The organism is Cytobacillus sp. BC1816 (assembly GCF_051353635.1).
Lineage (GTDB): Bacteria > Bacillota > Bacilli > Bacillales > Cytobacillaceae > Cytobacillus > Cytobacillus oceanisediminis_C.
This window is the reverse complement of record NZ_CP195611.1, coordinates 2692142-2715241: the sequence shown is the minus strand read 5'-3', so window position 1 is coordinate 2715241 and position 23100 is coordinate 2692142. Positions and strand designations below refer to the sequence as shown.

Annotated in this window: 26 protein-coding genes and 1 other RNA gene; 18 read left to right on the top strand and 9 right to left on the bottom strand. The window is 41.9% G+C overall.

Going from position 1 to position 23100, the window contains the following annotated elements:
- Window positions 1-68 precede the first annotated feature (68 nt).
- Entirely contained in the window at window positions 69-1151 is a 1083-nt protein-coding gene (locus ACR42H_RS13950) for a hypothetical protein (protein WP_436371241.1), read from the top strand.
- Between the two features lie 171 nt (window positions 1152-1322).
- Here the strand turns inward: ACR42H_RS13950 and ACR42H_RS13945 are convergent, their stop codons facing one another.
- The 4 genes from ACR42H_RS13945 to ACR42H_RS13930 form a co-directional block, all read right to left on the bottom strand.
- Window positions 1323-1610 (bottom strand): hypothetical protein, encoded by a 288-nt coding sequence (locus ACR42H_RS13945; RefSeq protein ID WP_436371239.1) that lies wholly within the window; start codon window positions 1608-1610, stop codon window positions 1323-1325.
- A complete protein-coding gene (locus tag ACR42H_RS13940; protein WP_258549804.1) occupies window positions 1591-1917 on the bottom strand; it encodes a redoxin domain-containing protein in 327 nt (108 codons plus the stop codon). The genes ACR42H_RS13945 and ACR42H_RS13940 overlap by 20 nt, the downstream gene beginning before the upstream one ends.
- Before the next feature lie 18 nt (window positions 1918-1935).
- Window positions 1936-2103, bottom strand: a complete 168-nt coding sequence (locus ACR42H_RS13935; RefSeq protein ID WP_166672420.1) for a hypothetical protein — start codon at window positions 2101-2103, stop codon at window positions 1936-1938.
- Window positions 2104-2329: 226 nt separating this feature from the next.
- Window positions 2330-2503 carry an aspartyl-phosphate phosphatase Spo0E family protein gene (locus tag ACR42H_RS13930; RefSeq protein ID WP_113881147.1) on the bottom strand — a complete coding sequence of 58 codons (174 nt, stop codon included), beginning with the start codon at window positions 2501-2503 and terminating at the stop codon, window positions 2330-2332.
- 255 nt (window positions 2504-2758) lie between these two features.
- On the opposite strand from ACR42H_RS13930, the gene ACR42H_RS13925 reads away from it, so the two are divergent.
- The 5 genes from ACR42H_RS13925 to ACR42H_RS13905 all read left to right on the top strand — a co-directional run bounded on the left by ACR42H_RS13925 (window position 2759) and on the right by ACR42H_RS13905 (window position 10246).
- A complete protein-coding gene (locus ACR42H_RS13925) occupies window positions 2759-3619 on the top strand; it encodes a glycerophosphodiester phosphodiesterase (protein WP_436371236.1) in 861 nt (286 codons plus the stop codon).
- Between the two features lie 367 nt (window positions 3620-3986).
- Complete coding sequence (locus ACR42H_RS13920) at window positions 3987-5249, top strand: L-lactate MFS transporter (protein WP_113881145.1); 1263 nt, start codon at window positions 3987-3989, stop codon at window positions 5247-5249.
- Between the two features lie 475 nt (window positions 5250-5724).
- A complete protein-coding gene (locus ACR42H_RS13915; protein ID WP_436371234.1) occupies window positions 5725-8085 on the top strand; it encodes an FdhF/YdeP family oxidoreductase in 2361 nt (786 codons plus the stop codon).
- Window positions 8086-8980: 895 nt separating this feature from the next.
- Entirely contained in the window at window positions 8981-9862 is an 882-nt protein-coding gene (locus ACR42H_RS13910) for a LysM peptidoglycan-binding domain-containing protein (protein WP_436371232.1), read from the top strand.
- 255 nt (window positions 9863-10117) lie between these two features.
- Entirely contained in the window at window positions 10118-10246 is a 129-nt protein-coding gene (locus ACR42H_RS13905; protein WP_436371230.1) for a hypothetical protein, read from the top strand.
- A 248-nt stretch (window positions 10247-10494) separates the two neighbouring features.
- Here ACR42H_RS13905 and ACR42H_RS13900 read toward each other — a convergent pair whose 3' ends face one another.
- Complete coding sequence (locus ACR42H_RS13900) at window positions 10495-10986, bottom strand: CBO0543 family protein (protein WP_113881142.1); 492 nt, start codon at window positions 10984-10986, stop codon at window positions 10495-10497.
- A gap of 200 nt (window positions 10987-11186) precedes the next feature.
- On the opposite strand from ACR42H_RS13900, the gene ssrS reads away from it, so the two are divergent.
- Both ssrS and ACR42H_RS13890 read left to right on the top strand, forming a co-directional pair.
- Window positions 11187-11382: non-coding RNA, 6S RNA (ssrS, locus tag ACR42H_RS13895), on the top strand.
- Window positions 11383-11475: 93 nt separating this feature from the next.
- Entirely contained in the window at window positions 11476-12186 is a 711-nt protein-coding gene (locus ACR42H_RS13890; protein ID WP_436371228.1) for a polysaccharide deacetylase family protein, read from the top strand.
- A gap of 31 nt (window positions 12187-12217) precedes the next feature.
- On the opposite strand, the gene ACR42H_RS13885 is transcribed toward ACR42H_RS13890, so the two are convergent.
- Entirely contained in the window at window positions 12218-12493 is a 276-nt protein-coding gene (locus ACR42H_RS13885; RefSeq protein WP_436376920.1) for a YqhV family protein, read from the bottom strand.
- A gap of 344 nt (window positions 12494-12837) precedes the next feature.
- Between ACR42H_RS13885 and ACR42H_RS13880 the strand changes: the two genes are divergently transcribed.
- Complete coding sequence (locus ACR42H_RS13880; protein ID WP_436371226.1) at window positions 12838-13536, top strand: class I SAM-dependent methyltransferase; 699 nt, start codon at window positions 12838-12840, stop codon at window positions 13534-13536.
- A 24-nt stretch (window positions 13537-13560) separates the two neighbouring features.
- Window positions 13561-14082 (top strand): GrpB family protein, encoded by a 522-nt coding sequence (locus tag ACR42H_RS13875; protein WP_113881139.1) that lies wholly within the window; start codon window positions 13561-13563, stop codon window positions 14080-14082.
- Between the two features lie 107 nt (window positions 14083-14189).
- Here ACR42H_RS13875 and ACR42H_RS13870 read toward each other — a convergent pair whose 3' ends face one another.
- Window positions 14190-14408: a hypothetical protein gene (locus ACR42H_RS13870; RefSeq protein WP_134177216.1), complete on the bottom strand. Its 219-nt coding sequence runs from the start codon at window positions 14406-14408 to the stop codon at window positions 14190-14192.
- Between the two features lie 51 nt (window positions 14409-14459).
- Window positions 14460-15191: a GntR family transcriptional regulator gene (locus ACR42H_RS13865; RefSeq protein WP_113881138.1), complete on the bottom strand. Its 732-nt coding sequence runs from the start codon at window positions 15189-15191 to the stop codon at window positions 14460-14462.
- 285 nt (window positions 15192-15476) lie between these two features.
- Here ACR42H_RS13865 and ACR42H_RS13860 point away from each other — a divergent pair, with 285 nt between their 5' ends.
- The 5 genes from ACR42H_RS13860 to chbG all read left to right on the top strand — a co-directional run bounded on the left by ACR42H_RS13860 (window position 15477) and on the right by chbG (window position 19736).
- Window positions 15477-15782 carry a PTS sugar transporter subunit IIB gene (locus ACR42H_RS13860; RefSeq protein ID WP_113881137.1) on the top strand — a complete coding sequence of 102 codons (306 nt, stop codon included), beginning with the start codon at window positions 15477-15479 and terminating at the stop codon, window positions 15780-15782.
- A gap of 2 nt (window positions 15783-15784) precedes the next feature.
- The gene (locus ACR42H_RS13855; RefSeq protein ID WP_436371223.1) at window positions 15785-17119 is read left to right on the top strand and encodes a PTS sugar transporter subunit IIC; all 1335 of its coding nucleotides are present in this window, start codon (window positions 15785-15787) and stop codon (window positions 17117-17119) included.
- Window positions 17120-17131: 12 nt separating this feature from the next.
- Entirely contained in the window at window positions 17132-17446 is a 315-nt protein-coding gene (locus ACR42H_RS13850) for a PTS lactose/cellobiose transporter subunit IIA (RefSeq protein WP_436371221.1), read from the top strand.
- A gap of 13 nt (window positions 17447-17459) precedes the next feature.
- Window positions 17460-18782, top strand: a complete 1323-nt coding sequence (locus ACR42H_RS13845; RefSeq protein WP_436371219.1) for a 6-phospho-beta-glucosidase — start codon at window positions 17460-17462, stop codon at window positions 18780-18782.
- Between the two features lie 255 nt (window positions 18783-19037).
- A complete protein-coding gene (gene chbG, locus ACR42H_RS13840; RefSeq protein ID WP_436371217.1) occupies window positions 19038-19736 on the top strand; it encodes a chitin disaccharide deacetylase in 699 nt (232 codons plus the stop codon).
- A gap of 39 nt (window positions 19737-19775) precedes the next feature.
- Here the strand turns inward: chbG and nagE are convergent, their stop codons facing one another.
- On the bottom strand, window positions 19776-21155 hold the full coding sequence (gene nagE, locus ACR42H_RS13835) for an N-acetylglucosamine-specific PTS transporter subunit IIBC (RefSeq protein WP_436371215.1): 1380 nt from the start codon (window positions 21153-21155) through the stop codon (window positions 19776-19778).
- Between the two features lie 290 nt (window positions 21156-21445).
- Here nagE and nagB point away from each other — a divergent pair, with 290 nt between their 5' ends.
- The 3 genes from nagB to ACR42H_RS13820 are packed head-to-tail and all read left to right on the top strand — an operon-like array spanning window position 21446 to window position 23097.
- Window positions 21446-22183, top strand: coding sequence for a glucosamine-6-phosphate deaminase (gene nagB / locus ACR42H_RS13830; RefSeq protein ID WP_181782252.1), 738 nt, complete (start codon window positions 21446-21448; stop codon window positions 22181-22183).
- A 14-nt stretch (window positions 22184-22197) separates the two neighbouring features.
- Window positions 22198-22935: an SIS domain-containing protein gene (locus ACR42H_RS13825; protein ID WP_436371214.1), complete on the top strand. Its 738-nt coding sequence runs from the start codon at window positions 22198-22200 to the stop codon at window positions 22933-22935.
- 3 nt (window positions 22936-22938) lie between these two features.
- Window positions 22939-23097, top strand: a complete 159-nt coding sequence (locus ACR42H_RS13820; RefSeq protein WP_243856067.1) for an aspartyl-phosphate phosphatase Spo0E family protein — start codon at window positions 22939-22941, stop codon at window positions 23095-23097.
- Window positions 23098-23100 lie beyond the last annotated feature (3 nt).

The window sequence follows — 23100 nt, the reverse complement described above, 5'->3', positions numbered from 1 at the left end:
GTTTTTTTATTATCCGCCGCGAAAGGGTCACTTGCATAAGATGTTATAATTAAAATAAATACATTAAAATGGTGATTATAGTGTTTTATTTCAGTTTACTTGGCCTTCTGTTTATAGGAGCTGTTTTCGTTATTATTCGTAAAAAATTAAATATCAATACTGCTGCAATGGCGGCTGTGATGGCGCTTGGCATTGTGACACAGGGTGTTTTGCTGAATTTCTTCGGTTTGTCCTTCTATTTGGGGAGCGTCGGCAAGATTATGAGCATAGCAGATTTAGCCTTATGGATGGCCATTCTTGTATCGATTGGCATGACCATTTATAAAGGAGAGTTTAAGAAGCTGCATTACGATAATCCAATTAACCGTTTTGGCATTGGAACCTGGGTGGCCGGCACATCGATTTGCGGAATCATGTTCTTCAAGCAATTTGGAGCAGGTGCAGAAGCACAGGCGCTGGCCATTCTGAATGGGGGATTGTGGATTATTTATATTGGGATTAGTTTAATGGGCTTCAAGGAACTCAAGGAAACATCTTTTGGACAGCAGGCACATGGAGTTTTGCTGCTGACGACGGTCAGCACACAATCTCTTGTTCTCCTTTTCAATACTGTCTTTGCAGATGTACCTGGCGTTCTGAATGCTGCTCTTATTTTTTTCGGGCTGCTTTTTTATTCCATCAGTGCGTGGTTTATTCTTAAACGTTATGCCGTTAGCGGCTGGAACTATGCGAAAGATTGGAATAATACCAATTGTATTTTTCACGGTGCCCTGTCCATCAGCGGACTCGCCATGTTTAAATCCGGCCTTGTAACTCATCAGCCGGCTGCCTGGTTTTGGCTTGCCGTTTTCCTGGTTTTCATTGTGATAGAAGTTATAGAAATAGCAAGGCTGGTATGGCGCATTCGAATATATGGCTTGAAGGAAGGCATCTTCACATACGATGTGACACAGTGGAGCCGAATCTTCACTTTTGCGATGTTCTTTACGTTTACCTTTTTCATAGAAACCCCGGTGCAATCAGTAGTCTTGAATACAGGCGTCTGGATCATTTTAATGTTATTGATCATTGAATTATATCTAAGTGTTGACTCTTTAATAAAAAAACATGTTCGGATTCCGTTGACATTCAGAAAAGAAAGATCGGTATAAAAGCAAAGCGCACATAAATTTTTCTATCCGCAAATAAAAATTGCTTATCCGCACATAAATTTGCCTATGCGCATCTAAATTCAAGGTATGTGCAAATAAGTCTGTTCCTTGAATGAATAGTGCATTAAATTAAGGCAATTTTCGAGGCAAGCATTAGTAAATAGCGCTTTTTCACAAAAAAGAGCCAGTCACATGCAATTCTGCAATGCGGCTGGCTCTTTTTAGGCCTTTTGGACGGATTTTCAAATGGGCACTTATCCTGAGTATAGGACAAGTTTGGTTCCGGGAAGGCTGAAGATAAGGAGGCGATGTATAAATGGGTACCTTTGAAGTGTTGTCTTTGATGATCAGTTTCGGTATGTTTGTTATCGCCATGCTCCAGTTCACAAATAGAGACAGGGATTCATGAACACGCTTATCAAGCGTGTTTTTTTCGTCTTTATTTGGAAAGTCCCTCATATTCTTTCTTGATATCTTCTGCTGTTTTATTGATTTCTTCTCCCCAATGGTCATTGACCTTGTTGAACACAATATTGCCTTTTGTATCCATTAAAGCATAGCCTCTATAGGCTGAGTCGCCATTTTTCATATCTGCCCTTTCAATGAGCTTCATTTCAGGGTCTGACACAAATGGGAGGCTGTGCCCCATTTTTTCTTCAAGAGCATTGTACAGCTCAAGCTGCTGCTCAGGCTGATCATTGCTGACGATGTACATGTTGACGTCCATGCCTTCTAATTTATCCATATTCTGATGCAACTCGACCAGTTGCTGCTGACAGAGTCCTCAGGTGTATGTAGTGATAAAAAAGAAAACACTTGGCTTGTCCTGCGGGAAGGTCACTTCATTGCTGGTTTGGTCCTTTAGGGTGATCGCTTCCTGTGCCTGATCTTTACCGCAGGCTGTCAGAACAAGAAGGACGATGGCCAATAAAATCATGAATTTTTTCTTCATAAGATCTCCAATTCCTTGTAGTTGTTATCCTCTCATTATGGCTATATATTTAGTTTTTCTCAATAAAAATGCTTAAGTATACGGATGTTTTTCTCACAGTTATTCCTGAGGAACCATAAAGCCTCCATACGATTAAGCGCTCAATCATAAAACAAACACACCCTTTTTATAAGAGTGTGCGTTTTATGGAATATTTATTACTTTTGAGGTAATAACCGGGGATGCTCTAAAGGATGAATTTGCTTCGCTGCACTTTATAGATGAGCTTATCGAGCTCCTCTGAGTACATGAGCGTTTCAGGGTGTGACAATCCCTTTCTTTTTCCAACAGAAATCATCTTTTTGCGCAGTGCATCGATGTCATGATGAAGTTTTTTTATAGCAGTCGAAGGTGTGGTCATTGATTCGGCTCCTAGTCAGGGGATGAAATACTATATTCTATTATCGACAAATTAAACCGCAAATAAACAGATTCGACAAAACTTATAAAAAGATTACAAGTTTCTACAATAGGGATTTTCTAGTGAATGAGACCTATTCCGAAATGCTTGTATTAATATTCCTGTAAACTATAATTCTTCCAGATTTTACATAGACTTATCACAGGGTTAATATTTCATCCCTATTCTTAATGTGTAAACCATTATAGACAGGGGATGGAGACTTTGAAGAAGAAAATGATTTCAGTTATTGGTGCGGCAGTTATTGGGTTAAATGTATTTGGAGGAGGTGCAGCGTTGGCACAAGATATGCATAAGGACATTGTAAATGTGTCACATCGCGGTGCTTCTGCATATGCACCTGAGCATACAATTGCTTCATATGACATGGGAGAGAAAATGCATGGGGATTATATTGAAATTGATCTGCAGATGACAAAGGATGGACATCTCATTGCGATGCATGACGTGACGCTTGACCGGACGACTAATGGAACAGGGTCCGTAAAGGATTACACTTTAAACGAAATTAAGCAGCTAGATGCAGGCAGCTGGTTTAACGAAAAGTACCCGTATGCATCAAAAGCGGAATACGAAGGCTTAAAGGTGCCGACACTTGAAGAGGTTTTCAAGAAATTTGGAAAAAACAACAGCTACTACATTGAAACAAAATCACCGGATGTTTATCCTGGCATGGAAAAAGAACTGCTTCGACTCATTGATGAGTATAAGATTAATAAAGAGAAACTGCTTGTCCAATCATTCAGCCCTCAAAGTCTTAAAGTGATGAATGAATTGGATCCCTCCATTAAACTGGTTCAATTAATCTCTTATAAAGCAAATGCAGAAATTACCGATGCAGAGATTAAGGAAATCAGGCAGTATGCAATGGGCATCGGACCTAATCATACGTATTTAAATGAGGAATATGTACAAAGGGTTGTGACCAGCGGCCTTGAACTGCACCCGTATACTGTCAATGACAAGGAAAGAATGAAGCAGCTGATTAATTGGGGAGTAACAGGCATGTTCACAAACCATCCGGATTTGCTGCATGATGTGAAAAAAGGGAGATAACTAGACAGAACTCCGGGTATTATTGCCGGAGTTCTTTTTGAATAAAAACCAACACCACTATAGTGAAAAATTGCTAAAAAGGGCTTGAACATGTTATTTCAAAGTGATATGATTTTTAATAGTTCAAAAATCTGTCACATTTTGATTTGAGATAGCGAACCTGTCGTCGGTTAAAATGTCATCAGATTCCTTAATGATTAACAGTTGGTTTTTTAAGCAGCGAATCCTGCTTGATACTAACCGTCAATCCTTCTTCAGCATGCCCAAATTTGGGAATGCGGGAGAGATTGGCGGTTTTTTTATTTCAAGAAACAATCCTGTAACCGCTTTAAAAAGCAGGATACGAGCATTATGAGGGGGAAAAAGAGTGAAAAAGACAAAAAATCGGTGGCTGATTGCCGCCTCGGCCGTAGGGATTCATATCTCAATCGGTTCGGTTTATGCCTGGAGCAACTTTACCAATCCATTGATTGAGCAGTTTGGGTGGACATCAAAGGAGGTACAGCTGACTTTCAGTTTGGCGATTCTATTTTTAGGGTTGTCAGCCGCATTCCTTGGCCACTTTGTTGAAAAGCATGGACCTAAAAAGGCTGGCCTTCTGGCAGCAGGGTTCTTTGGAGCCGGCATGCTTGGAGCCGGTTTGGCAGTAAATATGGGATCATTGCCATTTTTGTACATATCCTACGGTGTTCTTGGGGGAATTGGTTTGGGAGTCGGCTATATTGCACCGGTCTCCACACTGGTAAAATGGTTCCCGGACCGCCGCGGATTTGCAACCGGACTCGCCATCATGGGATTTGGCTTCGCTGCAGCGATAGCGAGCCCAGTCATGGATGGACTGATTAAATCTGTTGGTACAGCAAACACGTTCTTTATTTTAGGTGCAGCTTACTTAATCATCATGACATTATCATCTTTATATTTAGAAAGACCGCCAGCAGATTGGGCACCTGAAGGCATGAAAGAAAAAGCTGCAGCCGGAAAAATCAAAATCAAACAGGATTTGGCACAGTTGACGGCGAATGAAGCAGTAAAGACATCACGATTCTATTATTTATGGATCATGCTGTTCATTAATGTAACTTGCGGAATTGCGATTTTGTCAGCTGCAAAGCCGCTGGCACAGGAAAGTATAGGCCTGACTACAGGAGAAGCAGCAACGCTTGTCGGCGTACTCGGCATCTTTAATGGACTTGGCCGTCTTGCATGGGCATCCATTTCTGATTATATCGGCCGCCCGAACACGTATACGATTTTCTTCGTATCACAGATCGCCCTATTCCTGCTGTTGCCGATAACAAAGGAAGCCATTCTTTTCCAGATTATGCTGGCCATTGTATACACCATGTATGGCGGCGGATTCTCATCCATTCCGGCATTTATCGGTGACGTTTTCGGAACAAAGCAGCTTGGCGCTATTCACGGCTACATTCTTACAGCATGGGCTGCCGCAGGACTTGCAGGTCCCATGTTTGCAGCGTGGATGAAGGATTCAACAGGAAGCTATGCTTCAAGTCTGACAAGCTTCGCAGGACTTTTTGTGGTGGCACTCATTGTGTCAATTCTGATCCGTTTTGATATTAAAAAATTGCGCAAGCAAAATGAAGCAAATGAGCGTATGGCAGGTTAAATTTAATATAAACAGCATTAAAGATATATAGTGTCTAGCTCCAGCGCCTAGCGCCTCGGGTCATAAGCCAAATCACTCCAGAAATCAGGACAAGGAACGCTTCGTCAGCGATTCATCGCTCGACCAAAGCTTGCTTTGGGAGGTTTCCTGCGTGATTCGTCTTATGCCTGCAGGACTTGCACAGGAAGTGCTGGCTTCAACGTTCGCAACAGGACGTGCGGATTTTAGTTGAAGTTCATCTCAGCAAGGCGCTTCCGCTTTTCTTATGGTATGGCACTTGGCAGCGAACCTGCTAAAGACTAACCGCCGCAGAAATCAGCATCTATTAGTTAGCGGCTTTTTGCGGTGGTTTTTTATGAAAAAAAGGGCAAATTTATTCCATTTACCCATATACAATAATAAATGCTATTTAAACATTGGAAATTAAGAGATTCAGGATCTCTATTAAATAGAAAAAATCAAGGGAGTGTTTCAGGTGGGAAAAACAAAACATCCAGGACCTCAGAATAAAAAGGCAATGCCGGATCCGAAGCATTGGGTAAGCCCAATTCCATTTGGGCTTGGCAAAATAAAGCCGAAGCATATGAGGGATACAGCAAAAATCCTATGGGAAAACAAAGATAATATTGGGTATGCTGCAAATATTTTAACGAAAGGTGTGTGTGACGGGTGTGCTCTTGGCGTTTCCGGTCTTTATGACCAGACACTTAAGGGGCCGCACGTATGTACAACAAGGTTGAATGTCCTTCGTTTGAATACTGCCGGTGCGATCAAACCGGAAATTCTGCATGCCGATATCGATGAGCTGCGCAAATATGACAGCACCGAGCTTCGTAAATTGGGGCGCATTCCTTATCCGATGATCCGCAGAAAGGGAGAGCGCTCATTCTCCAGGATCACTTGGGATGATGCCATGAACATGATTGCTGAAAAAATGAAAGTGCTCGATCCTAAACAGTATGCGTTCTACCTGACTAGCCGCGGAATTACGAATGAATCTTATTATGTGGCCGGCAAAGTTGCCCGCTTTCTTGGAACGAATCACATCGATAATGCGAGCCGCATTTGCCATTCACCTTCTAAAACTGCTTTAAAGCGTTCCATTGGAGTAGGAGCTTCGACAGCCAACTACCTTGACTGGATTGGAACGGATGTCCTGTTATTCTGGGGCAGTGTGGCATCAAACAGCTCGCCTGTATCATCTAAATACATGCTTGAAGCGAAGAAGAACGGCACAAAAATTATTGTCGTCAATCCATATAAAGAGCCGGCAATGGACAAATACTGGATTCCGTCAAATCCTGAATCTGCTTTGTTCGGCACCAAAATTGCAGATGATTTTTATCAGGTAAATATCGGCGGCGATATTGCCTTTATGCACGGGATCATGAAACACTGGTTTGAAATGGAGAGAGCGGAGCGCGGTTCTGCCGTCAATCATAAGTTTGTGAACGAGCATGTAAATGGGTACGAAGATTTGAAAAAGAAAGTAAATGAGCAGTCATGGGAAGAGATTATTAAATCTTCCGGTGTAAGCAAAGAGCGTATCATCGAGCTTGCGGAATTGCTGGCGAACAGCAAAAATGCAGTCTATGCCTGGGCTCTTGGCCTGACCATGCATTCTTTTGCGACTGATAATATTTCACAGGTTGCGAATCTTGCTCTGCTTCGCGGTCATCTGGGCCGAAAGCATAATGGGCTTATGCCATTCCGCGGACATTCATCTGTGCAGGGAAGCGGTGAAATGGGAGCAGATCCATTCGTATTGCCTGGCGGTGACTTTTACGGTGATAATTTTACCCGCATTCAAAATCTTTGGGGCTTCGATCTTGAGAAATGGCAGGGTGATATCGTCGGGGTGACACTCGAGAATATCCTGCTCCCAGAGGACCATGAACGGAAAATAAAGCTTTACTATCTTTCAGGCGGTAACTTCCTTGAAACAATGCCAGATCCTGATTTTATCGAAAAAGCTCTTTCAGAACTGGATATTCGTGTTCACCAGGATATTATTTTAAATACGTCTACACTGGTTGATGCGAAAGAAGCAGTCATTGTGCTTCCGGCTAAAACCAGATATGAACAGGAGGGCGGGGGTACTTCCACATCAACAGAACGCATGGTGTACTTCAGCCCGGAAATTGAAGGGAATAAGAATAAAATTGAAGAAGCACGCGAGGAATGGAAAATCTACATTGATCTTGCCAAACGTGTAAAGCCTGAAACTGCTCATCTCGTTGAATTTAAAAATGCACAGGAAATCCGTGATGAAATTGCAGTGGCTAATCCTAGTTATGATGGCATCCAGCACCTGAAAAAAGCAGGTGATGTCTTCCAGTGGGGCGGAGCATGGCTATGCGAGGACGGCGTCTGCCCGACTCCTGACGGAAAAGGCACACTTATTACTGTGGATATTCCCGACCTTGGAAAGAAAGAAGGGCAATTCATTGTAACCTCACGCCGCGGGAAGCAGTTTAATTCCATGGTCTATAAAGAAGTGGACCCGCTGAATGGTGCCGGACGATATGATGTATTAATGAACGCAGAAGATGGAAAGGATTTAAGCATTGCAGAGGGTGAAGGCATCGTTCTTTACAATGGATTCGGTGTATTCCAGGGAAGAGCCAAATTCGTGGACATCGCCCGAGGCAACGTCGAAGTCCACTTCCCGGAAGGAAACTTCCTATTGCCAAGGGGCCGCTACGAAAAATTCGCTGGTATCCCTGACTACAACATCACGGTTACCCTTGAGAAAGCTGACCGCTACAATGCACGCAAAGACGTGGAATATAACGAAAAACATATTGCTGAAGATGAAATTGATGCACCAGCATAAAAGGGAGAGAGATGGCTTAAGGCCATCTCTTTTCTGTGTATTGAGAGGAAATTGCGATTAACGACCAAATTGAATATGATTCACTGAAAATGGCAGTTAAACCGGAAGAATAAAGCCGAAAAGAGAGGTGTCTTAGGGAAAATGGTAGTTAATGTGAGTGAATAAAGCCGAAAAGAGAGCTGTCTTAGGAAAATGGCAGTTAATCATAGTGAATAACGACCAAAAAAGAGAGGCCTAAGGAAAAATGGTAGTTAATCCGAATGAATAACACCGAAAAGAGAGGTGTCTTAGGGAAAATGGTAGTTAATCATAGTGAATAAAGCCGAAAAGAGAGCTGTCTTAGGGAAAATGGTAGTTAATCAGAGTGAATAACGACCAAAAAAGAGAGGCCTAAGGAAAAATGGTAGTTAATCCGAATGAATAACACCGAAAAGAGAACGGCCTAAGGAAAAATGGTAGTTAATCATAGTGAATAAAGCCGAAAAGAGAGCTGTCTTAGGAAAATGGTAGTTAATCCGAGTGAATAAAGCCGAAAAGAGAGCTGTCTTAGGGAAAATGGTAGTTAATCCGAGTGAATAAAGCCGAAAAGAGAGCTGCCTTAGGGAAAATGGTAGTTAATCATAGTGAATAAAGCCGAAAAGAGAGCTGTCTTAGGAAAATGGTAGTTAATCCTGAAGAATAAAGCCGAAAGAGAGCTGTCTTAGGAAAATGGCAGTTAATCCTGAAGAATAAAGCCGAAAAGAGCTGCCTGAAGAAAAATGGCAGTTAATCCGAGTAAATAACGCCAAAAAAATGCAGGAAAACTATATCCACCGCTTTTGCCCAATTTCAAAATAGGCTCGTCCCTCTGCGACATCCATTATTTCCCTTCGTCATATATAGTGAGGTGAAAATAATGAAAAAAATCAAACAGGCAATAGCAGCGGGATTCATTTCTCTGGCGGTTATTTTTTCAGGGGGAGCAGTTTTGGCGGACCACGGCGGAGATAAAGAAATAGCTGTGGTGAATAAAGGGGATACACTATATTCCCTGGCTAAGAAGCATCATATGAGTGTGGCGCAGATTACGGATCTGAATCATTTAACAGGTACGACAATCTATCCGGGGCAGCGCCTCATTCTTTCCGGTAAGGAGGCTGGATATCATAAGATTATTGCCGGATCTTTCAGCAAAAAAGAGAATGCGGAAAAGCGGGCAGCACTATTAAAGAAAAAAGAGATCGCTGCCGCAATTAGTACTGCTGTCATTGATGGCAAAGCCTATTACCGTGTGCAGGCAGGTGCTTTTAAAGATAAAAAGAATGCCGTGAAGCAACTAGAGGCAGTCAAAAAGGCAGGAATTAAAGATGCCTTCATTCTTTCCAAAGAAGCTCTTCATATTTTTGGCTTAAAGCCAGGAGATTCTTATGATGAGATAGCATCCAGAATGGGCAAGCCAAAAAAGACTGAAACCCAGCTCAATATTAAAAGCCTTTACTATCAGGGTGATGGAGCAGGGCTAAGGATAACCTTAAATAAGAAGGATGGTACAATAGGCAGTCTAGCTGTATATCCTGAATATTTAAGCCCGCGTATGTTTCCTGCTCTTCCCTTTACCAGGGATGAAGTAGTAAAAATATACGGTGATGCTAACAAGACAAGAACGGTAACTTGTTATGAATCTGCCAAGTGTGAAGAGTTAACCTACCAGCTGGATCACTTGGAGCTCAAAGCCCGGATTGACAGGGATCAAGCCACTGTTCAGTTTCTTGAATTAACCGATCTCACTGATCGATAATCCAATTGGAGGCCTCCTTTAGCCTCCTTTTTTTAAAGAAATATTCTTCCTTTTGGAGAACTCTTATATATCTGGGTATTTTTCACCGATTCAGAAGGGAAGGTAATGGAGCAAAGCCATTAAAGGAAATTGACGGATCAAATACGCTGGTGTGGGGCGATAAGCCGGAAGTGCTGCCTGAACAGGCAATATCACCCTGACAAGAGGGAAGGATTAAATTTTATTCAATTGTTTATTAGTCAGGTGCTGACATAATTGGTAATGAATCAGATGGGAAAAGCACCGGGTTTTATCTATGCCGAACTAAATGGCGAAATAAAGAAAAGGAAGGGGAATGGGGAGAAAATGACCGTATGGGGCGGAAAGCAGATGCCGAACTTATGAAATCACAATACACATGCTTTTGCGATCAAATTTTTCACATGGATAATCCATCGGAATAACACCAAAAACTACTATCTTACATACTCTGCAAATGAGTCAATCCCTTCCGTCGCTGAGGTGAAAGATATCTTAAAACAGTATGACAGTTTTTATGATAAAGGAGTTCTTGCCAGGAATGCTTCACCACCCAACTTTGGGGAAGATAAGAAGTCTTTAGTGAAAAAATAAAAAACACCAGTTCCCGATTATTATGAAGCTGGTGTTTGTTGGTTTTCCGAAGATTTACGAATTAAACCCATCATTCCGCGTGTCAATAAAAAAGTTGCCATAATGGATATAAAGCTATAGTATGAGTTCCATGATTTTTTATATTTGATTAACTGAGTATATTTTTCAAGAAAATGTTCAGCCATTGCTGAAGGTGCACTGAAGATCAGGGACTTTAACAAAATCCCCTTAAGTCCATTCTTCCTGGTCAGCTGATTAAAATAAACACACGTTACCGGGAATATTATATAGCTGAATAGCACGCTGACATCAAAAGTTTTAAACAGATTTACCGGGTATTTTAGATAGCCTTTACGCACTAACAGATTATCTAAAAAGGTGGCAATATAGCTTTTTAAAAAGAATATGATAAGCCATTCCTTCAATGGGGGCTTTCTAATCAAATTAAAGAAAGACATAATTCCAAATATAAATAACAAACGCAATAGATTTCTTTCGAATTTTCTTCCCAATTGTTAAACCCCCTTTATACACAACCTAAATAGTCTTTCTTTATTATTGTTAAGTTGTTTAACCTGCATTATACGATATTTTCAGAGGTTTCGATTGTAAAAAATACCATTATTTTCGTATAGAGCAGTGTTGGCAGGGGTTTTAAGGAGCAGGAAAACATTTCTATTGAAATCATCACTTTATTATTTTATTATAATAAAACAAGCTGCATTGTACGTAATCATACTAAAGTTTTAACCTTTAAGCTGAAATAGGGAGTTTAACATCGGAACAGGAATGACAAGCCTCTGTCTATATGACAAGGAGGACATGAAGGAATGTTTCTGCGGACACCCACTTTGAGGAGTGGTGGTTTAAAACTTTCTTATAACAGTTACGGCAAGAGCGGCTCCATACTTATATTATCAAACCAGTTTCCAATCGGGGGCTGGTTTTTTTATTATATAGAAATTATAATTACCCTGAAACTATTGCTGTCAGGAGGATATATGAAAAAACTGCTAAAAATCAGTATTTCTATCATTCTGTTTATGGGGATTTGCTTTTTGCTGTTTGAAATTTCCAAGTCAAGGAACTTTCAGTTTTTCGGCGGCCTTGTAAATAAAGCAGAAACAGAGGAAAAAGTGGCAGCACTAACATTTGATGATGGACCAGGCGTCAATACGGAGGAAGTATTGGAAATTCTGCGGGAAGAAGAAATTAAGGCCACTTTTTACCTGACAGGGCATGAGATTGAGCAACATATGAACGATGCCAAAAGGATTGCGGGAGAAGGGCATGAAATTGGCAATCATTCATATTCTCATACACGGATGGTTTTAAAATCTCCCTCTTTTATTAAAGATGAAATTGAGAAAACAGATGATTTGATCAGGCAGACAGGTTATGAGGGAGAAATTCATTTTCGGCCTCCATACGGAAAAAAACTATTTTTTCTTCCTTACTACCTATATAAACAGGAGCGCAAGACGATTTTATGGAACATTGAGCCTGAAAGTCATCCGGAAATAGAAGGGGATGCCGATAAAATCACGGAGCTTGTGGCTGAGAACATAGAACCAGGCTCCATCATTCTTCTTCATGTCATGTATGAGAGCCGAGAAGAGTCTTTGGAATCTGTTAAGAAAATTATTTCTTCATTAAAAGAGCAGGGTTACCATATGACTACGGTTTCGGAATTGCTGAAACATCAGAAGTAGAGCTGTCCTTACAGCTCTTGTTCTTATTGGATTAGTTGCCTTTTACCCCATAAAGAATGCAGCCAACTCCGCAAAGTACCCATAATATCTTGCTTAGTGAAACTTTATCTGCCATTCCAGTTAATCCGATCACTGTCGTCAACAGAAGCACAGGCGGTCCAATCAGGGCAAGTGAACTATTCACAACCAGTGCTTTTTCGATATCATTCATTTTTATAATCAATAGTGCAACAAAAATTTCTATGCCTCCAGAAATAATCCGCAGAATCGCCATCCCAAGAATCGCTTTATCAAGAAAAATAAACATCATGTACCTCCTATACCTTCTTGTCAGTCATTATATGTGAGCTACTCTAAATGAAGGACAAGTTTTAAGAAGAAATTATTTCAGAAATGTTACGAATATGACGAAGCAGTATAGGGGGAAAATCGGCAAATGTGCATAGGGAGCATTTCCGGGCGTTTTCTTATGTTAAAAGACTTTAAGTATTTATTAGACTATTTTTTTGAAAATACCCCCTTACAGAATCTCTAATTGGAAAAATAATGAAGGGTCAGCAGATCATTTTTGCATAAATAATTTATTTTTAACGGAGCTGTAATCCTTGATTATGTTGGTTTTAGTAAAATAAAGGAAAGGGGGGCATTGCCATGGAGAAAGCGATTTTACATTACGATGATTTACTGGAAATGCTGGATGGATTGTTAAGAGAACCAAAAGCCTTCTGGGAAAATTTTTATGAAGACCGGGACAAAGAGATTCCATTTTTCATAGCGAAGGGGCCAGATGAAAACCTTTATGAATATGTTCAAAATGGCTTAAGGCCGGAAAAAACCCTTGAGATTGGCTGCGGTCCAGGGAGGAATGCCATTTTTCTGGCGAAAAATGGAGCGCAGGTGGATGCCATTGATTTTTCCGAAAAGGCGATCAAATGGGCCGCTGAAAGAGCAAAAGAAGCACAAGCCGATATAAATTTTAAACATGTATCTCTTTTTGATTTCCATTTTGAACCTCACACCTATGATTTTATTTATGACAGCGGCATGTTTCATCATCTTCCCCCGCATAGAAGGCTGACATATTTGGAAATAATCAAAGCTGCACTGAAGCCCGGCGGAAAGTTCGGACTTGTTAGCTTTAATACGGATGGCGCGCTTCCTACTCCGGACTGGGAGGTATATCAACACGGCAGCTTAATGGGAGGCATTGGGTATACAGAAGAACGCTTGAAAGTGATCTTTCAAAATGACTTTCATTTCATGGAGATTAGAAAAATGAAAAAGATTCAGCAGCCTAGTAATCTATTTGGAGAAGATTTTTTATGGGCCTGTTTGATGAGGCTAAAGTAGAAGTTTTCAAGTTAGGAGGAAACCATGACAAGGAAAGTGGCAGTTACTCTATATAATCCCGATTGGCCATCCTTATTTAAAAGCGAGGCAGCGCTCCTCAAGAAAATTTTTAAAAGAGAGATTCTAGATATTCATCATATAGGAAGCACGTCCATTCCTGGTCTGGCAGCAAAGCCGGTCATCGATATAATGCCTATCGTAAGCGATATTGAGATGGTTGATCGCTTTAATGAACAAATGATTTCTCTTGGGTATGAACCACGTGGAGAAAACGGTCTGCCTGGCCGGCGGTACTTTCAGAAAGGAGGCAATCAGCGGACCCATCATGTCCATATCTACGGAAAAGGGAGTCCTGATATTACCCGGTATCTTGCTTTTCGTGATTATTTAAGATTGAACGTAAATGAAGCAAAACAATATGGAGCTTTAAAAATGGAGTTAGCGAAGCAGTACCCCTTAGACATTGAGGCATACATAAAGGGGAAGGAAGCTCTGGTGCGGAAAATGGAGATGAAGGCAATAAAGTGGTATGAGTCATTATGCTAAACTAATCCATTATTAGTCTATCAAATAAAAAAAAGTGAGGATACTTATAAAACTTTTTATATGCTGTTCGGGCAGCAAAAGCCTAAGCGCTGTTCGTGCTGTCCGAATTAGACCTGCATTTGAACAGTAATGGCCAAACTGCTGTTCCCGCTGTTCGAACCAGACACACATTCGGACAGTAAAGTCCAAATTGCTGTAGATGTAGTCCGAACCAGACACACATTCGGACAGCAAAGTCCAAATTGCTTAGATGTTGTCCGAATTAGACCCGCATCCGGACAGTATAGGCGAAATTGCTGTTCACGCTGTCCAAACCAGGCCGGCATTCGGCCGCCAACAAGAGACTTCCCGCATTTACAGTATCCTCCGCCAAACTTTTATTCATAATTCCGTTCAATAATAAAATGCGCATAGTCCCCGCGGAACATCGTTTTGGAGTATTCGATTAAGCTTCCATCTTCAATATGGGCATAGGTTTCAAGAACGAAGCATGGTGTTTCAGATTTGATTTTTAACAGACCGCTAATGTCCTCTTCCGGGAATGCGATTTCTAAATGCTCGACTGTCTTTTTGATTTTTAAGTTGTATTGAGTCTGCAGCAAATTGTATAAGGATTTTTCACAGGCCTGCCGGTTCAAGCTGGGGGTCTTTTTCCATGGCAGAAAGGCTTTTTCATATTGAAGCGGCTCGTCATCCGCATATCTGATCCGTTCGAGTACATTGACCGGATCGCCTTCTGACAGCTCAAAGACATCTGCTAGAAAGGGATCGGCAGGGATGACTTCGAGATTTATTACTTTTATAAGCGGGTTTTTTCCCTGCATGGCCATTTGCTTTGAAAAGTTTTCGACTGTAGAAGTCAGCCGCTGCTTAACTTTATTGCTTGATACAAATGTGCCTCTGCCTTGCTGGCGATAAATATGGCCCTCGGAGCTCAGCTGCTGGAGTGCTGTTCTAATGGTCGTCCGGCTGACTCCATATTTTTCACAAAACTCCGCTTCTGTCGGCAATTTTGTATCCGGTTTGTATTCTCCATTTCCAATAAGTTCAAGAATGCTTTCTTTAACCTTCAAGTGAAGGGCACTATCCTCGGTGAAACCGTCTTTCATACCCGTTCCTCCTACTCTGTTCTTCTTTCTATTATTCCATAAAACTTATTGTCATATCAATTATAAATTAACTTGTAATAACAAATTTTAAAAATGTATTGAAAAATTAAATATTTGTCATTACAATTAATTTCAAGCATAGGATATTGATGGGAGGTGAATGACTTCAAAAAGGGAATATTTTTCTTCTTAGTTGACTGAATAATCTGTTTTATCGATGGTACTATTAGGATAAGCAATCATTCTATTATTTTGAAATCGTTTACAAAGTAAAGGGGGTCAATCATGAATATTTTGTTATGCTGTTCGGCTGGAATGTCTACTAGTCTTCTAGTGACAAAAATGCAGGCAAGCGCTGAAAGCCAGGGGATCGACTGTAAAATTTGGGCTGTCGGCAACGGAGAGGTTAGAAGCCATATTGATTCAGCAGATGTACTGCTGCTGGGACCGCAGATTCGGTTTATGACCGAGCAATTGAAGAAGGAGGCAGGCGGCAGGATTCCTGTAGCTCCCATAAACCCAATGCATTATGGTTTATGCAATGGGGAGGAAGTATTAAAGCAAGCTATGTCATTAATAAAGGGTGAATAGTGATGATGACGTTTATTGAGAAATATATCATGCCTTATGCTATGAAATTCGGCAACAACAGGCATTTGCTTGCTATCCGGGATGCATTGATTGGGATGATCGCCATCACGATGGTGGGATCATTTGCTGTCCTGTTTAATAATCTGGGGGAAATCATTAAGCCATACGGCAGGCTCATGGAAAGTATTTTCGGTGAGTCCTGGAAAACACTTGGCGGGGATATCTGGTGGGGCACGTTTGCTTTCTTGACTATATTCGCCGTGTTTGGCATATCCCACAGGCTTGCCAAATCCTATGGGGATGATGGATTCGAGGCCATGCTGGTTGCTGCAGCCTGCTTCTTCCTCTTAGTCCCTCAGGTTGGCCAGGTGCCGGATACGGAAGGCGTCTGGGGGTTCATTGGCTATGGATACTTTAATGCTACAGCTTTATTTACAGGTATTGTGGTGGCACTTCTTGCAACAGAAGTATTTATACGTCTGACCAGGGTAAAAGCCTTTATTATCAGACTGCCGGATGGAGTACCTCCTGCCGTTGCAGGGGCATTTGCAAAATTGGTGCCGGGCATGCTGACGATTTTCATATTTGGAGTAGCAGGCCTTCTATTCAGAAAAATGACAAATGGGGAATTCTTGAATGACTGGCTTAACGCAACCCTTGTCGCACCTTTGACAAATGCAGCTGATTCACTGCCATTTGCGATCCTAATTGTCTTTCTTGTTCATGGCTTCTGGGCGGTTGGCCTTCATGGGCCTAATATTCTTGGAGGAGTTACAACGCCTTTATTCACATCTCTCGGGACTAAAAATACAGATTTGTATGCCCAAGGTGTAGCAGATCTTGATAAGTATGCCATTCTGGCAGGTCCATTCCTGGATGCCTTCGTCTATCTCGGCGGCTCCGGAGCAACTCTTGGCCTCATCATTGCCATGTTTATTGCTGGACGAAAGAGGCACAAGCAAATGCTGGCATTGGGAACACCGCCTGGAATCTTCCAAATCAATGAACCATTATTATTCGGCCTTCCGATCGTGTTAAATCCAATCTGGTTAATCCCGTTTATTTCTGCACCGGTCATCATGACTGTAGTGGCCTATCTGGCTATTAAATGGGGCCTTGTTTATCCGGTCGTTGTGGCAAGTATTCCCTGGGTGACGCCTGCAGGTATTGGCGGCTATCTTGCTACAGGAGGGCATATCTCCGGTGCAGTGCTGGCACTTGTGAATTTAGCGATTTCCATTGCCATTTATCTTCCATTCGTATATGTAACAGGAAAACTAGATGAAAAGAAACTGAAACGGCAGCAGACAGAACAAACACCAACAACTCAAGGTTAGGCGGGTTAAAGAATGGATAAAGAAAAGCTTTATCAAATCTCATTTCAGCTTATTTTGCACAGCGGGAATGCCAGAAGTCTGGCAATGGAATCCATCCAGAAAGCAAAGGCCGGAAAGTTCGAAGCAGCGGAAGCAAAAATCCGGGAAGCCGAGGAGGAGTTCGTGCTGGCACACAGACATCAAACTGAGTTAATTCAGGGGGAGGCTTCCGGGGCTCAGTTCGATCTGCCCATCATTCTTGTCCATGCCCAGGATCATTTGATGAATGCACTGACTGTTAAAGATATGGCACAGGAATTTATCGACTTATACAAGAAACTTGACTAAGAGAGGTAAACGAATGGCACAGCAACCAGATAGTTTAAAAATAGCCGTAATAGGCGGAGGTTCAAGCTATACACCGGAATTAATTGAAGGCTTTATCAAAAGACATCAGGAATTGCCTGTCAGGGAAATTTGGCTTGTGGATGTGGAGGAAGGCAGAAATAAGCTCGAGATTGTCGGCCAATTGGCAAAGCGGATGGTTGAAAAAGCCGGGGTTCCCATACAGATTCAGCTTACTTTAGATAGGAAAAAAGCGCTTAAGAGTGCCGATTTTGTTACAACTCAATTCCGTGTCGGGCTTTTGGAGGCAAGAGCAAAAGACGAGAGAATTCCTCTGAAATATGGAGTGCTGGGCCAGGAAACCAATGGCCCGGGAGGATTTTTCAAAGCACTCAGAACCATTCCGGTCATTATGGAGATCTGCCGTGAAATGGAAGAATTTTGCCCTGACGCATGGCTCATCAATTTTACCAATCCGGCAGGTATGATTACAGAAGCAGTCCTGCGATACAGCAATATCAAAAAAGTGGTTGGTTTATGCAATGTGCCCATTGGGATGGAGATGGGTGCAGCTCAGTTAATGAATGTGGATCACAGCAGAGTAAGAATTGACTTTGCGGGACTCAACCACCTCGTATACGGGCTCGATGTCTATGTCGATGGTGTGAGCGTCAAGGAAGAGCTGCTGAAAAAGCTTACGGACAAAGAACATTCGATCACGATGAAAAATATCCATGCGATGGGATGGGAACCGGAGTTTCTCCAGGCATTGAACGTGCTTCCTTGTCCTTACCATAATTATTACTATAAAACACGTGAAATGGTGGAAGAAGAAGTCAAGGCAGCATCAGAAGGCGGAACTCGGGCTGAAGTGGTTAAAAAGCTGGAGGAAGAGCTGTTCCAGTTATATCAAAATCCAGATCTTGCTGAAAAGCCGCCTCAGCTGGAAAAAAGGGGAGGGGCCTACTACAGTGATGCAGCATGCAGGCTGATTCATTCCATCTATACTGATAAAAGAGATATACAGCCGGTCAACACCCGAAATAATGGTGCCATTGCAGGCATTCCTTCTGAATCAGCTGTTGAAGTCAGCTGCATGATAACGAAAGACGGGCCCAAGCCGTTAACGGTCGGAGAACTCCCAGTTTCAGTCAGGGGACTGGTTCAATCTATTAAATCCTTTGAAAGGGTGACCATTGAAGCGGCCCTGACTGGTGATTATAATACTGCTCTACTGGCGCTGACAATCAATCCGCTGGTGGGTTCCGACAAGACAGCTAAAAAGATACTGGATGAAATGCTCGAAGCCCATCGTAGCTATTTGCCGCAATTTCAATAAATCACAACGCAATCAGGTCCAGAGAGAGTAAAAGCAAGGTTCAGACGCAAATGACTTATATATGGCGCAATAAAGAAACAGAACAGTGCAATTAGAGTAAATCAAGACAAAATCAGCTCCCGAAAGCGTAAAAAAGCAAGTGGAAGACTTAAAAAAAGGCGCAATAAAAAAAGAACAGAGCAATTAAAGTAAAAATTGGCAGGGCAGCAGATCATTCATGCTGCCTTGCAGCTATGTAACCGGAGGAAAATAACCATGATTAAGCTCATTGTTAATGCTGATGATTTCGGCTATAGTCCCGGAGTTAACTATGGAATTTTGCACAGCCACCTATTTGGAATTGTCAATTCCGCCACCATGATAATGAACATGCCCGGAACCGCACAAGCCCTGGCAATGGCCAGACAATACCCAGGTTTACGAACTGGCGTCCATTTAGTCCTGACATGCGGGAAGCCGCTATTATCCCATTTAAAAACGTTAACGAATAAAGATGGATACTTCAGATCACAGGCAGATTTGGACGAAGTATCAGCAGAAGAGCTCGAGCTTGAGTGGACTGCACAGATTGACCGTTTTATCGGGGCTGGTCTTGCGCCTTCCCATTTGGATAGCCATCATCACGTTCACACACGCGAAGAGTTTCTCCCAGTGGTACAAAGCCTGTCCAATAAATACGATCTCCCTTTCAGAGTTAATGGCGCCTTTCCGATTGAAGGGGTCAAAAGCTATTCTAACAGATGCTTATTCGATTTTTACGGAGATGGCATACAGGAAGATTATTTCAGCATGCTGGCAGAAAAGGCGGAGGACGGGGAAACAGTGGAAGTTATGTGCCATCCGGCATTCGCAGATCAATTGCTAATGGAAGGGTCCTCTTATAATTTAAAGCGTTTAAAAGAGCTGGAAATACTGTGCTCCACAAAGCTTCCTCCTGAAATAAAACTGCTATAAGAAAAACAGTGTCCGGAAGAGGACACTGTTTTTTAGTCATTACTTCTTTATTTTCTTCATTTCATCTGCGACAAACTCCACATCTGTTCCAACAATGATCTGAAGGTTTGTCTTGCTTAATTTCATGATTCCTTTTGCACCATGTGCCTTCAGAGCACTTTCCTTAACCTTTTCCATATCAGCAATATTTAAGCGCAGGCGTGTTGCGCAGTTATCAATGGAAGTGATGTTGTCAGCACCGCCAATATCTTTGATAAAATGGCTGGCCATAACTTCATACTTATTATTGCCCTGACTGGCAGGTGCATCTTCTTCTTCTTCAACTACGTCTGTTTCATCTTCACGGCCAGGTGTTTTCAGGTTAAACGCTTTTATTAAGGCATAGAAGATAACGAAGTAAAGAATCGCATAGATAACGCCAATTCCCAATAGCAGCAGCGGCTTTTCAGCGATATTAAAGTTAAGCGCAAAATCGAGTGCGCCTGCTGAGAATGTGAAACCATCGCGGATGCCCAATAGAGAGGTAACCCACATGGAAACACCGGTTAAGATGGCATGCACTCCATATAGAAGCGGTGCGATAAACATAAATGAGAACTCGATTGGCTCCGTAATACCAGTCAGGAATGAAGTTAGGGCAAGACCAATGAACATTCCTGATACTGCTTTTCTTTTTTCAGGCTTAGCTGCTGCAATGATCGCAAATGCTGCAGCTGGAAGACCGAACATCATAACAGGGAAGAATCCAGTCATGTACGCGCCTGCTGACGGGTCTCCGGCGAAGAAGCGGGCAATATCTCCATTAACTCCTTCAAATTCGCCGAATTGGAACCAGAATAAACTGTTTAATACGTGATGAAGACCTAAAGGAATAAGCAGGCGGTTTAAGAATCCAAATAGCCCTGATCCCAAAGCGCCGAGACCAATAATCCAGTTGCCCAATGAATCGATTGCGCCCTGGATTGGAGGCCAGGCAAAACCTGCGATGGCAGCCAGCAGAATCATGGTTACGGAAGTAATAATCGGAACGAAGCGGCGGCCGCTGAAGAATCCGAGCCAATCCGGAAGTTTGATATCATGGAAGCGGTTATATAATAATCCAGCAATAATACCGGCAATAATACCGCCCAGTACTCCCATATTTATATTTTCATCGATGGCAATTGCCCCTTCTGTTAATACAAGAAAACCGATGGCGCCTGAAAGGGCAGCTGCTCCATTGCTGTCTTTCGCGAATCCCATGGCAACCCCGATAGCAAAAATAAGTGCCAGGTTGTCGAAAATGGCATTGCCGGCATTAGCGATAAACGGAATGCCCAATAAATCATCTTGTCCAAAGCGGAGCAGAAGACCTGCGGCAGGCAGGACGGCAATCGGAAGCATTAATGCTTTACCAATTCTTTGTAAGAATCCTAACATATAGATCTCTCCTTAATAAAAAATAATGAATAAGAAAGCGTTTTACTAAACTGTCGTAATCATACCAAAATATAAATATAGTTGTCTATACCATTTTAAAAGAAAAAATTCTAAAGAGCAGGATTTTCGTTCTTATGTTAAGACTTTTCTAACAATGCAATTGGTATAGACAACTATACTTTAAGGTGATACGATATTTAATATAAATGGGTTTATTTAATTACTATATTTTGCATTTAAAAGTGCAAATATATTCTTATTCAGCTTTTTAAGCAAGGAGGAAACTCATGATGGAGATTATTAAAGTAACCAGCTATGAAGAAATGAGTAAAACCGCAGCAGATTATATCATCAGAAAGGTCCGCCAGCATCGTGATGCAACACTGGGATTGGCAACCGGAAGCACTCCTGTGGGAACCTATAAAAGGTTGATTGAAGATCACCGGTGCAATAAAACATCATATAAAAACGTGACAACTTTTAATCTGGATGAATACATCGGTCTTTCTGGGGAAAATCCGCAAAGCTACCGTTATTTTATGGATTCAGTATTGTTTAATCATCTGGACATACAGAAGGAAAATACTTTTGTCCCCAATGGGACGCTTGAGGATTTAAGAGAAGAATGCCGTAATTACGAAAGTAAACTGAAAAACCATGGCGGCATTGATCTGCAAATTTTGGGTATCGGCAATAATGGACATATTGGCTTTAATGAGCCTGGCACGCCTTTTTCATCTATAACTCACATTGTTGATTTAGCCGATTCAACGATTAAAGCCAATGCCAGATTTTTTAATACAATTGAAGAGGTGCCGACACAAGCCATTACAATGGGAATTTCAACGATCATGCAGAGCAGGGAGATCCTTCTTCTCGCTTCAGGTGAAGCAAAAGCGGATGCCATTCAAAAGCTTCTTGGAAATGGTGTTAATGAACATTTCCCGGCATCCATCTTAAAAAATCATCCAAACGTGAAAGTGATTGCCGATGAAGCGGCTCTTAGCGCATCAAAAGTCTCTGTATAAATGGGGTAGTAGCAATGCTTGAGAAATATCTGAATGAAGTAAAAGAATTATTGACCCTTGTAGAAAAAGAAGAAGGTCAAAAAATGAAAAATGCCGCCCGTGCTTTGGCTGAGTGTATTCAAAACAATGGAATTGTCCATGTATTTGGATGCGGACACTCTCATATGCTCGGAGAAGAGCTGTTTTACCGGGCAGGCGGGCTGGCCCCGATTAAGCCTATTTTTGTAGAGGATTTAATGCTTCATAAGGGTGCGGTCCGTTCCTCTTTAATGGAAAAACAAAATGATCTTGCGGGAAGCTTTATGGAAAATGCTGATATCCGGCCTGGTGATGTCGTCATCGCAGCATCAACATCAGGACGGAATCCAGTCCCGATTGATGTAGCTGAAATATCAAAAGAGAGTGGAGCATTTGTTATTGGAATCACATCCCCGCGTTACGCGAATACTCAATCCTCCCGGCACAAAAACGGAAAATACCTATATTCATCTGTGGATTTGACGATCGACAACCATATAGAACCAGGGGACGCATTGATGGAGCATTCGGCTTTGGGGATCCGGTTTGGGTCCGCCTCATCAATTATTGGCTTTGCGATTGTAAACAGCCTGATGGCGGAAGCTGTGGAAGTGATGATTGCAAACGGGTTCGAGCCGCCAATCTTTAAAAGCGGCAATGTAGACGGAGCAGAACAGCATAACCGCGAGCTGGTTAAAAAGTATAAATCCCGAATTCCGCTTCTGGAAGGATAAGAAATGGAATTGATAAAGGCAATTGAACAGACCAGGCAAGCTATGATTGATTGCATTTATTCAAGGGGACTATCTGATGAAATGACCTTGAAATTAAGCAGGGAACTGGATAAGTTAATTGTTGAATCGCAGCTAATGAAAAATGAGACAAGTTGCAAATAGTTG